We start from the raw sequence: 12,337 nt of genomic DNA, 5'->3' as shown, positions 1-12,337 counted from the left end.
CTTAAACAGTTCAGCGTAAATCAGTGGTAGAATCGCGCACGCATGTGCTAGGTCTAGGGGTATGGCGCAGGCAAACCCCAATATCAGCGATACCCGTCCCGTAATACGACAGTTGGACGATGCTGCGATCAACCGTATCGCGGCAGGCGAAGTGGTCGAACGTCCGGCCTCGGCAGTCAAAGAGCTGGTGGAAAACGCCATTGATGCGGGGGCCAGCCGGATCGCCATCGACATTGCCGATGGGGGTAAGACGCTGATTCGCGTCACCGATGATGGTTGCGGGATCGCGGCCGATGATCTGCCACTGGCGCTGTCGCGCCATGCGACCTCCAAGATCGATGGGTCAGACCTGCTGAACATTCATACCTTCGGCTTCCGGGGCGAGGCGCTGCCCTCGCTGGGCGCGGTGGGTCGACTGACCATAACAAGTCGCGTGGCCGGGGATGAGGCGGCGCAGATCAACGTCTCGGGCGGCAGGATGGGGGCGGTCAAACCCGCTGCCCTGCGCACGGGCACGGTAGTCGAGCTGCGCGATCTGTTCTTCGCCACGCCCGCCCGGCTGAAGTTCATGCGCACCGACCGGGCCGAGGCGCAGGCGATCAGCGACACGGTCAAACGTCTGGCCATGGCCGAGCCCGCGATCACCTTTACCTTGCGCGATGTGTCGGGCGGGGGCGAGGGGCGCGTGACCTTCCGCGCCGACCGCGAGAATGGCGATCTGATCGACGCGTTGCACGCCCGTCTGGCCCGCGTGATCGGTCGCGAGTTTGCCGAGAACGCCCTGCAGATCGACGCCACTCGTGAGGGGATCAGGCTATACGGATACGCCGCCCTGCCGACCTATTCGCGTGGCGCGGCGGTGGCGCAGTACCTGTTCGTCAATGGCCGCCCGGTGCGTGACAAAATGCTGACAGGAGCGCTGCGGGCGGCGTATTTCGATTTCCTCAGCCGGGATCGCCATCCGGCAGCCGCGCTGTTCATCGACTGTGATCCGACGCTGGTCGACGTGAATGTGCATCCGGCAAAATCCGAGGTCCGGTTCCGCGATCCCGGCGTGGCGCGGGGGCTGATCGTGTCTGCCCTGCGGCACGCGCTGGCCGAGGCGGGACATCGGGCCTCTTCGACCGTGGCCAATGCGACTTTGGGCGCGATGCGGCCTGAACCGGCACAGCCTGCGCCCGCGCGGGTCTATCAGATGGACCAGCCGTCGCTGGCAGCCCGGCAGGCATCCTACCAGGCGCAGGCGCCGGGCTTTGCGGAACTGTCGCAGGATTACAGCGGTAGAATTGTGGAGCCCGCACCCGTTGTCGCAGAAGGACCCCCGGCGCAGGATCTGCCGCTGGGCGCGGCGCGCGGGCAGGTGCATGAGAACTACATCGTCGCCCAAACCGCCGATGGCATGGTGATCGTCGATCAGCACGCAGCGCATGAGCGGCTGGTCTATGAGAAACTCAAACGCCAGATGGCGGAAAACGGCGTCGCTGCGCAGGCGCTGCTGATCCCCGAGATCGTGGAACTGTCTGACAGCGATTGTGCCCGCCTGATGGCCGTGGCCGACGACCTGACCCGCGTTGGCCTGACGTTGGAGCCCTTTGGTGGCGGAGCTATTGCCGTGCGCGAAACCCCAGCCATTCTGGGCGAAGTCGATGCCCGCGCGATGATCCTGGATATCCTTGATGAACTGGCCGATCAGGGCGAAAGCCAGACGGTTCAGGCGCGGATTGAGGCGATCCTCAGCCGGGTGGCCTGTCATGGCTCGGTCCGGTCGGGCCGCCGGATGCGGGCCGAGGAAATGAACGCCCTGCTGCGCGAGATGGAGGCGACGCCCCATTCCGGCCAATGCAACCACGGGCGGCCAACTTATGTGGAACTCAAACTGTCCGATATTGAACGGCTGTTCGGGCGCAGTTGATCCCTCCACTTGCGTGCGGTATGAGGAATAAAACAAGAACATCCGAGGCGACATGATCGAGATTTCTGGCACCCAAATCGCCCTAAACGACCCCGTGATTCTGATCGGCGGCGGGTTGGTGGCGCTGATCCTTTTACTGCTGTTTCTGTCGCTGCGTGCGGCGCAGCAGTCCGCCCGCATGGCTGAACCTCTGGCGCGGCAGATGGCGCATCTGGGCCAGCACGTGCAGCAATTGGGACAAGGGCAGGAGCAACTCCGTGGCGGGTTGCAGCATGTTTCAGACACGCAGGCCAATGCGCAGGTACAGGTGATCCAGACGGTCGAATCGCGCCTGTCCTCGGTGCAGCAGCAGATGAATGACCGGCTGGCGGATAATGCGATGAAATCCGCGCGTGCTTTGGCCGAGATGCAGGAGAGGATGAAGGAATCGCTGCATGGCTCGTCGAAACAGACCGCGACCTCGCTGACCCAGCTGCAGGAGCGCCTCGCCGCCATCGACAAGGCTCAGGACAATATCACCAAACTGTCGGGCGATGTGCTGTCGCTGCAGGATATCCTGTCGAACAAGCAGACGCGCGGCGCGTTTGGGGAAATTCAGCTTAATGATATCGTGTCCAAGGCGCTGCCCTCGGACAGTTTCCGACTGCAGGCGACCTTGTCGAACGGGCGGCGCGCCGATTGCCTGATAAACCTGCCGAACCCACCGGGCCCTATCGTGATCGACAGCAAATTCCCGCTGGAGGCCTATGAGGCGCTGATCGGATCGACCAACGATGCCGAGCTGAAGGCAGCGGTGCAGATGTTCCGCAGCACAGTGCGCAAGCATATCAACGACATTGCCGAGAAATACATTCTGGATGGCGAGACCGCCGATGGCGCGCTGATGTTCCTGCCGTCCGAGGCGGTCTATGCCGAACTGCACGCCAAGTTCCCGGAATTGGTGCAGGAGAGTTTCAGCAAGCGCGTCTGGATCGTGTCGCCTACCACCTGCATGGCGACGCTGAACACCATGCGCGCGATCCTGAAAGACGCGCGGATGCGCGAGCAAGCGGGTGCCATTCGCAAGGAATTGGGGATGCTACACAAGGATGTGGAGCGTCTTGGCGACCGGGTGTCCAATCTGGACCGCCACTTTGGACAGGCGGCCAAGGATATCTCGGAAATCAAGATCAGCGCCGAAAAGGCGGGTCGCCGGGCGCAGCGGCTGGATAACTTCGATTTCGAGGAACTGGCCCCTGACGATCACTCCAACGTGGTGCCGCTGGGCAAGACCGAAGGCTAGCTGCTACTGGATCGACAGGTCCAGATTGTAACCGACCGTTTTGCCGGTGTCGCGATCATTGCCCATCAGGTAAACGCGGATCGTGTAATCTCCGCTTTGGGGCAGGGCGATACGCGCGGTGTTGCCGTCGATCGAACCGATATAGATCGCCTCGCCCTCACTGCCCGGTGGCAGGATGTTGAAATAGATCACGCCGTTGCCATTGGTATCGCTGACCTGCAGATCGGCGAAAATCTCTTGACCGGCCTGAGCGCCCAGCTTGTAGTCGAAATACTCGTCCCCGGTGATGGTGCCGTTGACCATCGTGCCGTAATTGCCGGGTTGGAATTTGACCTCAGCGACGCGTTGGGCCGAGGCCGAAGTGGCCAGACCCATGATTGCTGCGATAAAGATCAGGCGTTTCATCATGCACTATCCTCCGACGAATGACGGCAGCTTAGCACAACGTGTCTCTGCCGTCAGATTCGTAGAAAGGGCTGGAACAGACGCGGCATCAGCTTGTTGAACTTCAACGGTGCGTCGGTCACGGCCAGACAGATGCAATCCTCGGACATATCGGCCGTGGGCGTGTGATGCAGGTCCTCGTCTGCGATTTCCACATCGCCGCGGGCGAAATGGTCGACCTCATCCGAAAACGCCCCTTGCAAGACCATTGTCAGCTCCATCCCGTTGTGGCTGTGGTCCGGTACGGCGGCCCCAGCGGGGATAAACAGCAATCGCGCGGTTGCTTCACTAGTAGTCGGCAGGATAGCCTGTTTCACACCCATGCCGATTGAGCGCCACTTGATCGCCTCAACATTTCCGCCCACGTAATCCTGCAACGGAGCAGGCAGGACCGAACATCCCGGTTGGGCTGGTTTTGCAATCGGTGCACCTTGCGCAATCAACGCCATAGTTGCCGCAAGCGATCCGTCGCTCATCCGAGCGGCGCTTTCCTGATCTTCCAGGACACAGCCCCCGACGGCATCAAAGCTTTCGGCCCGCGCGCGGCAGTGGTCGCACAGAGACAGATGCGTAGCGACCATGAGGTCGAACGCTTCGGGCAGATTGCCTGCGGCGTAAGCCATCAGCAGGTCATCTGTCAGGTGATGTTTTATGTTTTTGCTCATCGTCGTTGTCTCAATTCATCGAATGGCGCAAGCGGTCCAACGCCAATCTAATTCGCGATTTGATCGTGCCCAGTGGTAATCCGGTTTGCGAGGCAATTTCTCGGTGGCTCAGGTCACCGAAATAGGCCTTTTCGATCAATTCTCTTTGCGCCTCTGGCAACGCGGTCATCGCGTCGCGCAGCTGCGCGGTTTCCTGTTGCAGCGCCATAATGTCGTGCTGGTCCGGCTCGGCCTCGGGTCCCCATCCCAGATCTTCGGGCTCGGGGCGGCGTTGCTTGCGCAGCACGTCAATGCGCTTGTTCCGAGCAATCGTGAACACCCAAGTGGCCACCGTTGCGCGGGCCGGATCGAATAGATGCGCCTTGTGCCACAAGGTGGCCATCACCTCTTGCGCACATTCCTCGGCCAGGGTCACGTCCGACCCCGACTTTATCAGGAACGCTTTGACCCGAGGCGCAAAATGCTGGAACAGCTCGGCAAATGCCGCCTGATCCTGCGCGTCGCGGATACGGGCAACATGGTTAACCCATTCCGTTCTGGTCTCGCAATTGCCGTCTGCGTGGTTCACCGGTCGTCCTTTTACTCGTTGTTTCCCGCGCGGGGGCATTACAACGGGCTTTTCAGCCACCGGTTCACCCAAGCTCGCGGTATCGATCTCGGTAAACATACTCTTTTTACGCGGGCTGTCCCAACTTGGATCACTAAGCACGAAAATTTTAATCCAAACGAGCTGTCTTGTCGTAGTATCCCTATGAATTGGCCGCAAAAAATAAGCGCTGTTTGATCAAATCGCGGGCAGAGTGGAAAATGTGGAATGAACCGGATAGACCATATTGCAGGGCAAACCTATCATGGGCGTAAAGGGGCCATCGAAAACGCATTTCGCTATTCGGTCGACTACATCCTGTTTGACCCCGAGAAAAAGGCCGCAACGCCGCGTCTGTTTTCCTTGAACGGCGCAAACATTACGAACTGGAGAGATAGGGACCACGGTGGTGTGCCAGGTGAGGGGCGCGGCGCGGCTTGGTTGCGTGAACAGTTCGATGCGCTGGGCGTTGTGCAACCGGCACACATCATGCTGCTGACGCAGCCCCGTGTTCTGGGCCATGTGTTTAATCCGGTCAGCTTCTGGTTCTGTTTTGACGATTGCGACAACCTTTACTCAGTGGTGGCTGAGGTAACGAACACTTATGGCACGCGGCACAGCTACCTGTGCCACAATGCCAATTTCGCGCCCATCCAACCCACTGATCGCATCGTGGCAGACAAGCTGATGCATGTATCGCCATTTCAAAAGATCGAAGGCTCGTACACATTTCGATTCCACTACCGCGCTGACCGGGTTGGTGTTTGGATTGATTATGGGCGCAAGTCAGGGGGGCTAATTGCCACTCTTACCGGCCCAAGGGCACCTTTGACCGATCGCGCGATCCTCTGGTCTTTGGTGCGACGTCCGTTTGGGGCGCGGCGTGCCTTCACTTTGATCGTGTGGCAGGCGCTGAAACTGAAATTAAAAAAGGCCCAATTCCGTCCTTTCCGTACCGCACCCGTTCCGGATCATCCGATTTCTCGGATACGCAAGTCATAACCCGCCGCTGTTTGCGTAAGATCAAAGACTCAATCCTTTGAGAATGGTTCTGGTAGTAAGTAAGTCGCGAACACGAGGAGTTGGGACATGTTGGAAATCTCGGCAAGAAAAATAGCTCAGGTCGCCATGATGGGGCGTGAACTGGACCGGGCCGAGGGCGAATTGCGCGCTTTTATTGGCCGGATGAGTGAAGACGAACAGGCCGAACTGGTTGCCGTCATGTGGATCGGACGTGAAAGCTTTTTCGCGGATGATCTGGCTGAAGCTATCGCGACCGCCAAGTCCGAGGCGTCGACTCCTTGCGCGGACTACTTGATTGGAACACCGCACCTGTCTGACCATTTAGAAAACGGTTTGGACGCCTTGGGCATTTCGGTTGAAGACGTCGAAAACGATCTGATGTAAGGTCGTGCGCTCCGTAGGCGATCCGCAGCGGGGTCGAAAGACCCGACACGCGTCCAGAAATATGGCCTGGCCTATTCTTTTAGTGGTCGACAGTACTTGCCGAGCCAGTACGCCAAGGTCGCCAATCGAAGAACGTTCAGGCCCTGACCTCACGGGCACGATGACTGAACATTGCCTGACCTGATTGAACGTCTGTCCGGAAATCCGCCACTCGACCGGGAAGCGAGCGATAGAACTGACGCAGGCCAGGCTCGATTTCGACCGCGATGGCCAAACAGTGCCCGCACAACTGCTCGATCCTATCGTACGGCTGCCGGTCTCGGATTGCGGAAATAAGTTCGTTATGTGCCTCTGAAAGCCGTTCAAACGACGCACTGTCCAGCACGGTGTTGTCTCCGATAAGAACGAACACCGCTTCGAGATCCGTTTTGCCTTTCAGATCGACAAATCCGGCTTCAAGCATTGCCATATCCTGATGCGCTGCGTTGTAGACTGAGTGCGAAACAACGATGTCGTAATCGACATGGCGACAGCTTTGTTCAATGCGGGCCGCCACATTCACTACATCACCGATGACCGTATAGTTGAACCGGCTGCGTGATCCGATATTGCCGACGCAGGCGTGTCCCGTGGCGCATCCCGTGGCAAGGGCAATCGGTGGTCGGTCCTGCATCACCTTCGACGCGTTGAATGCAATCAGAGCTTTGCGCATCAACAATGCCGCGTGCGCAGCGCGACAGGGGTGGTCTTCTACCGGCAAAGGCGCATTCCAAAACGCCATAACTGCATCGCCTATGAATTTGTCGATTGTACCTCTTTCATGCAAGATCTGGTCGCCCACCTGCGAGAAAAGCTCGTTCAGCAAAGTCACCAGTTCGGTTGCGGACACAGATTCAGAGAGTGGAGTAAATCCCCGTATGTCCGAGAACATGACCGTGATCTCCTGCGTCTCGCCGCCTAGTTTCAAACGGTGGCCGGACTGCTCCATTTCGTCGAGGATTTCCGGTGCTACGTAATGTGAAAAAACCTTGCGGATTTCGTGCTTCTCACGCTCGGTTGAGACAAAGAGATACCCCGCCAACAAGCCGAAATTGGCCATTCCCCCAGCCAGAGGGAACGTCACATCAAACAAGATCAGCTGATTTTGAAAAGCAAGCCAACTTGTGCCGATGACCACAGCAGCGGCTAAACCCCCAGCAACAAATGATGCAACTGCCCCAAAGCTGGACATGACAGCGATCACGATCAGGCCGAGCAACACGAAAGACAGCAGCTCCAGCGCAGCGGTTACATCTGACCGGCTCAGCATTTCGCCGGTCAGGATCTGTTCCAGCAGTTGTGCGTGGATGGAAACGCCGGGGACGGACTCGCCTAGTGGTGTCTGGTGCATGTCGAACAAACCTGCTGCAGATGTGCCAATCAAAATGATCCGGCCTTCGATTTCAGCTTGCAGCGCTGGGTCATCAGGACTTGTCATTACGTCATTGGCCGACAGGTAGAGCTCGGGTTTGTCGCGCCTGTATCTGATCCAGACCTCGCCGTTTTCAGTGGTCGGCAACCGAAAATCACCAAGCTCCACCGCAAGCATGATGCCCTCTTCATCGGATGATCCCTCGGCCAGCACAAAGGGTGCGCCGATTGCCACCCTGAGTGCTTCGATGCCAAGGCCGGGAAGTGGACCGCTGGGGCCGTTCCAAAGAACCGGAACGCGCCTTACAACGCCCGTTCCCCCAAGGGGTGAGACATTCACACCGCCAATGCCAGCAGCGCTGCGCCCCAGAGGCGGCGCAATTGGCGTCCAGAACGGGACAGAGACCAGCCCGGATGCCGGTTGTTCACCGACTTCAATAATGCCTGCCTTGGGTGTAATTTTGGCACCTTCCTGCGAGACCCGGGCAGCAGTTCCCAAGACAACGGGCCAATTCGCTACTTCCAGACCGAACAGAACGTCGTAGTCCATCTTCTGTGCATGGTGTTCGACCGTCAGAACGCCCGCCAAGGCAGGGTCGTTCAGCAACCGTGCAGGCGAGTACCTGTCGGGCTCGACAAACAACATATCAAACGCGATTGCCGCAGCGCCGCTTTCGCCAAGGTTTTGCACCATCTGGGCCAATAGCGTTCGGGGCCATGGCCATTGGCCCCAGACCGCCAGGGTTTCTTCGTCAATGTCCAGAACGCGGATCGGCAAGTCCGGGTTGTATTCGCGCGGTGAAACACGTTGCAGCAGGTCGAAGTAAATCAAACGGCTCATGCGAATGGGATAAGGGTCAATGACCCTGATAAAGCAACCGATCAGTATCAAACCCAGCCCGACCAGGCGAAAACCGCGCCGCCGTCCCGTTTTTTCTCTGGATTTCCCGGTCAACTGTGCCTCCGATAACATCGGGCGAGGGTTGCCCGGTTTGGGTTATCAGCTCGCTGACGCGTCTGCGTGCGCGGGCACGTCACTGTGCCGTAGAAAGGGCGCATGTACTCAAGCGTCGCCCCTGTCTCGCTTACCTTTCCCGCGACCATGACCTTTCCCGTGCCCTGGCCCCTTGCCCTGTCCGGGGTTGTTAACCCCACCAGATGGCCCACCCCGACCCGCTGGGTTAGAACCATCAGCCTGACCCGACCTGCTTTTTGGGTCCGAAGGCTCCGGTGCAGGCGGTTCGGGTGCAGGCGGCTCCGGTGCCGGCGGTTCGGGTGCCGGTGGTTCGGGTGCCGGTGGTTCGGGTGCCGGCGGTTCGGGTGCCGGTGGTTCCGGCGCAGGTGGCTCAGGGGCAGGTGGCTCAGGGGCGGCGGGGGGGTCAGCTGCCGGTGGGTCTGCACGGGGGGCAGCAGTGATTTTTGCTTGCTGCCGGATGCGTCGCGGTGTCGGTGCGTCGGACTTAATAGGTGGCAATGGAACGGATTCAGCTGCGCAGCCACCAATCCCGACTTTAAGCGGGCTTAGTAGTTCGTCTTGAGACTGGACGAAGGGAAAGCCGGTCTTCAGCGCCAACTCGTATTGTTCCTGATCTATAGGTCGACCAACATTGCCGCGCTGAGTGGTCGCGAACAGACTGCACTGTCGCCCAGTGGAGCGGCATGTACCGCCGAGGCCACACATTCGAACAGTGCCATCCAAAACCAGCATTGCGCTTTGCGTCCCGGGAACAACCCACATGTCGAACGTTGTGCCCCGAACGGCCATGGTGGCTGTCGGGGTTTGGATGGAATATGCCCTTTTCTTACTTTTCCCCGAGATGAAGCGAAAACTACCGCCCAATGCCTGAACCGCAAAGGACTTTGCTTTTTGCTTGCCGCGCAACATAGTCACATCAAGCACCATGCTGGCGTTCGGTCCGATCGCTATTTTGGTTTCATCGACAAATATCAATTGAACCAATCCATTTTGGTCGGTTGTTATGGCGTCGCCAGACTCGACCTCCATACCGGACCGTAAGGGCTGTGATTCTCCGCTTCTGACGATTTGTGCGCCTTGTTTGACACCGACGACTTTTCCTATGTTGGCCCAGACTTGCACAGGTACAAGCAAAATAGACAACACAACGCAAAATACTTTTAACCAGGCCAAGCTTATATACCCCCAATAGCTTAGAAATGGGCTGAACGCCCACTGCCCGGTTTTGCCCCCATTAAATTTAATCTTATCGGTTTCTTAAATATGTATAAGCAAATATGCCTTAAACCATGTCCTGTTGGCAAGTTTTCTGACTCGCCCTGCTTCCACACCCGACTCGGCGTCATGCGTTGGAACGGTTTCTCGGCGCGCACTTACGCTAACTAGGTGTGTCTTTTACGAATTCTGATGCCACCTTTGGGCCGTAAGTTAGAAAAATAACAACAGCTGGGAAAATCGCCTTGTAACTGGTCGCCGGGCAGGGATATACCGGCCAACGGAGACGTGGCCGAGTGGTCGAAGGCGCTCCCCTGCTAAGGGAGTAGGCGGGAAACCGTCTCGAGGGTTCGAATCCCTTCGTCTCCGCCATCTACCCATTTTGATGAGTTAGTGTGGCATGTTTAACTTACTGTAAGTTAATAGATAATAAGCATTTACTGTCTCTTAGCGCAGACTTGAATTTTACTGAATTACCTTCAGTGTGATTCATTAAGTGGTATATTTTGTGGTATTTTATTGGCTGCATTAAGCGGGAAGCTGACAAAGAATTTGGTGGAGAATCTCTGTCCGGGTCGTCATGGCGACGGGTCTGGTCTCTACCTTGTTGTCGATCCCTCGGGCGCACGGCGCTGTATTGTGCGTGTAACGGTCAAAGGGCAAAAGAACCGCAAGGACGCACCGTTGAGAACGGACTTCGGTTTAGGCGGCGCTGATGTGGTCACTCTGAACCAAGCGCGAGAAAGAGCCCTCGAATATCGAAGAATGGCAAAGTCCGGACTGAGCCCGCGCTTCAATGCCTAACGTAAAATACCTACTTTCGAAGAACTCAGCCGCCAGGTTCACATTGACCGCCTGCCCACGTGGAAGAATGCCAAGCATGGCCAGCAATAACTCAATACCTTGCGTGACTATGCGTTCCCCAAGATCGGTCGCATGCCCGTGGACAGCATTGATCAGCCTGAAGTGCTGATGTGCCTGTCCCCCATCTGGACCGAGAAACACGAAACCGCAAAGCGACTGTCGCAGCGGATCAAGACGGTGCTCGACGTGGCAAAGTCCAAACCGATGAGAACTACCAGGGTGAACTCTTTCGCTATGGTATCTACTGCGTCTCTGTCTGCCGGGACGGTATCCAATGGTTGTTTCAGCGTCAGAGACCCCAATTTCCGACCGGTGGAGCGGCATGAGACACGCTCGGGTGCTGTGCGTCCAAATCCGGCCTAACCCGGCTCGTCCGGGTACATGTCGGCTGTCACATCCCCGAACTGGATGCCTTGCCCGAGCATTTTCCAGCGGAGGTGTCGCGATGAGTGGGCGGCGGTCTCCCAATGGCAAACGGTCGGATGAGGGCCAGTTCGTCTATCTGCCCTACGCCATGATCAAGTCCCCGGCGTGGCGGGCTCTGTCCGGTCCTGCAGTGAAGCTCTGGCTGGAGCTTCACTCCCGCTACAACGGCGGCAACAACGGCAAGGTTTTTCTGTCGATGAATGAAGCAGCAGAGATACTGGGATTGGGCAAGGCCACGGTTCAGCGTGCTTTCGAGGAGTTGCAGGACAAAGGCTTCCTTGTGCTGGAGCGCGAAGGCAACTGGTATCACCGGCGCGCCCACGAGTGGCGGTTGACGACCAAGGCGACGCAAACCCGATCCGGCAAGAAAGCCGCCACCAACGACTGGCGGTTCTGGCAGCCCAAAAAAACAAAACGCGGTTCTGAGACGGACCCGTCAGCATCCTCTGTGGTTTTGTTCGAGAACCCTAAGACCTCTGATGGTTCCATCTCAGAACCGGTCAGGCCGGTTTCTCTCCGGTCGGTCGGTTCTGATTTGGAACGCTAATACTAACCACTCTGTGAGAAGCAAAGAGACATACGGAGGAAGAATGAAGGTCGACTAAGGAGCAGGCCAGAGCATCCCAACCCAAGGGGGGTAGGTCAATCATCATCGCTTTCGCTCTGCACACCGACCCACCCGCTGTTTACACATATCCGCAATTCAGAAATTCGAGGCACAGAATGCCCAGACCAAAGACACCACTTGGCAAGGCGATCCTGATAGGCGCCGCAAAGAAAGACCCACAGCGGTACAGAGGACGGAACGAACCGGAAGGTCTAGGCGAGCTCGGGGGGCCACCGGATTATCTCAACGAGACGGAACAGGCTGTCTGGCGCGCCTTTGCAGAGGAATTGCCTTGGTTGGTTCATAGCGACCGTGCCTTGTTGGAATCGGCGTGTATCCTGAGGGCTCGAGTACAGGTCCAACAGGACCTCAGCGCGGCGCTGTTGAGAGAACTTCGTTTACACGTCAGCGCATTGGGCGGGAGCCCAACCAACCGCAGCAATATTCAGGTTCCTGAAACAGAGGCGGAATACAATCCATTTGATCGGTTCGCGTAGAGCATAAGCGTAACGGATATTCAGTATTGGAGGCTGCTATCTCGCA

Annotated in this window: 13 protein-coding genes and 1 tRNA gene; 9 read left to right on the top strand and 5 right to left on the bottom strand. The window is 57.7% G+C overall.

The window, feature by feature from the left end; translation table 11 throughout:
• Positions 1-61 precede the first annotated feature (61 nt).
• Together mutL and AC2TAD_RS14715 are read left to right on the top strand one after the other, a co-directional pair.
• Positions 62-1,912: a DNA mismatch repair endonuclease MutL gene (gene mutL, locus AC2TAD_RS14720; RefSeq protein ID WP_480868559.1), complete on the top strand. Its 1,851-nt coding sequence runs from the start codon at positions 62-64 to the stop codon at positions 1,910-1,912.
• Between the two features lie 52 nt (positions 1,913-1,964).
• Positions 1,965-3,194: a DNA recombination protein RmuC gene (locus AC2TAD_RS14715; RefSeq protein WP_480868557.1), complete on the top strand. Its 1,230-nt coding sequence runs from the start codon at positions 1,965-1,967 to the stop codon at positions 3,192-3,194.
• Between the two features lie 3 nt (positions 3,195-3,197).
• Here AC2TAD_RS14715 and AC2TAD_RS14710 read toward each other — a convergent pair whose 3' ends face one another.
• From AC2TAD_RS14710 to AC2TAD_RS14700, 3 genes are read right to left on the bottom strand one after another with little or no spacing between them, the layout of a single operon-like run.
• Positions 3,198-3,602, bottom strand: a complete 405-nt coding sequence (locus AC2TAD_RS14710; protein ID WP_480868555.1) for a hypothetical protein — start codon at positions 3,600-3,602, stop codon at positions 3,198-3,200.
• A gap of 50 nt (positions 3,603-3,652) precedes the next feature.
• The gene (locus tag AC2TAD_RS14705; protein ID WP_170756004.1) at positions 3,653-4,303 is read right to left on the bottom strand and encodes a ChrR family anti-sigma-E factor; all 651 of its coding nucleotides are present in this window, start codon (positions 4,301-4,303) and stop codon (positions 3,653-3,655) included.
• A 10-nt stretch (positions 4,304-4,313) separates the two neighbouring features.
• Positions 4,314-4,970 carry a sigma-70 family RNA polymerase sigma factor gene (locus AC2TAD_RS14700; protein ID WP_170353969.1) on the bottom strand — a complete coding sequence of 219 codons (657 nt, stop codon included), beginning with the start codon at positions 4,968-4,970 and terminating at the stop codon, positions 4,314-4,316.
• A gap of 147 nt (positions 4,971-5,117) precedes the next feature.
• Here AC2TAD_RS14700 and AC2TAD_RS14695 point away from each other — a divergent pair, with 147 nt between their 5' ends.
• Together AC2TAD_RS14695 and AC2TAD_RS14690 are read left to right on the top strand one after the other, a co-directional pair.
• Positions 5,118-5,891: a DUF1365 domain-containing protein gene (locus tag AC2TAD_RS14695; RefSeq protein WP_480868553.1), complete on the top strand. Its 774-nt coding sequence runs from the start codon at positions 5,118-5,120 to the stop codon at positions 5,889-5,891.
• Between the two features lie 87 nt (positions 5,892-5,978).
• Complete coding sequence (locus AC2TAD_RS14690; protein WP_480868551.1) at positions 5,979-6,296, top strand: DUF3775 domain-containing protein; 318 nt, start codon at positions 5,979-5,981, stop codon at positions 6,294-6,296.
• A 136-nt stretch (positions 6,297-6,432) separates the two neighbouring features.
• Here AC2TAD_RS14690 and AC2TAD_RS14685 read toward each other — a convergent pair whose 3' ends face one another.
• On the bottom strand, positions 6,433-8,661 hold the full coding sequence (locus tag AC2TAD_RS14685) for a CHASE2 domain-containing protein (protein WP_480868550.1): 2,229 nt from the start codon (positions 8,659-8,661) through the stop codon (positions 6,433-6,435).
• A 108-nt stretch (positions 8,662-8,769) separates the two neighbouring features.
• A complete protein-coding gene (locus AC2TAD_RS14680; protein ID WP_480868549.1) occupies positions 8,770-9,711 on the bottom strand; it encodes a FecR family protein in 942 nt (313 codons plus the stop codon).
• A gap of 468 nt (positions 9,712-10,179) precedes the next feature.
• Here AC2TAD_RS14680 and AC2TAD_RS14675 point away from each other — a divergent pair.
• The 5 genes from AC2TAD_RS14675 to AC2TAD_RS14655 all read left to right on the top strand — a co-directional run bounded on the left by AC2TAD_RS14675 (position 10,180) and on the right by AC2TAD_RS14655 (position 12,291).
• A tRNA-Ser gene (locus AC2TAD_RS14675) sits at positions 10,180-10,269 on the top strand.
• A gap of 147 nt (positions 10,270-10,416) precedes the next feature.
• Complete coding sequence (locus tag AC2TAD_RS14670) at positions 10,417-10,701, top strand: Arm DNA-binding domain-containing protein (protein WP_480868547.1); 285 nt, start codon at positions 10,417-10,419, stop codon at positions 10,699-10,701.
• A gap of 99 nt (positions 10,702-10,800) precedes the next feature.
• A complete protein-coding gene (locus tag AC2TAD_RS14665) occupies positions 10,801-11,124 on the top strand; it encodes a phage integrase central domain-containing protein (protein ID WP_480868546.1) in 324 nt (107 codons plus the stop codon).
• Between the two features lie 82 nt (positions 11,125-11,206).
• Positions 11,207-11,734 carry a helix-turn-helix domain-containing protein gene (locus AC2TAD_RS14660; protein WP_480868545.1) on the top strand — a complete coding sequence of 176 codons (528 nt, stop codon included), beginning with the start codon at positions 11,207-11,209 and terminating at the stop codon, positions 11,732-11,734.
• A gap of 176 nt (positions 11,735-11,910) precedes the next feature.
• On the top strand, positions 11,911-12,291 hold the full coding sequence (locus AC2TAD_RS14655; RefSeq protein ID WP_480868544.1) for a hypothetical protein: 381 nt from the start codon (positions 11,911-11,913) through the stop codon (positions 12,289-12,291).
• Positions 12,292-12,337 lie beyond the last annotated feature (46 nt).

This window comes from Ruegeria sp. HKCCD7628 (genome assembly GCF_057221005.1).
Note: the sequence above shows the minus strand (reverse complement) of the source record. Positions and strands in the feature narration are given on the sequence as shown.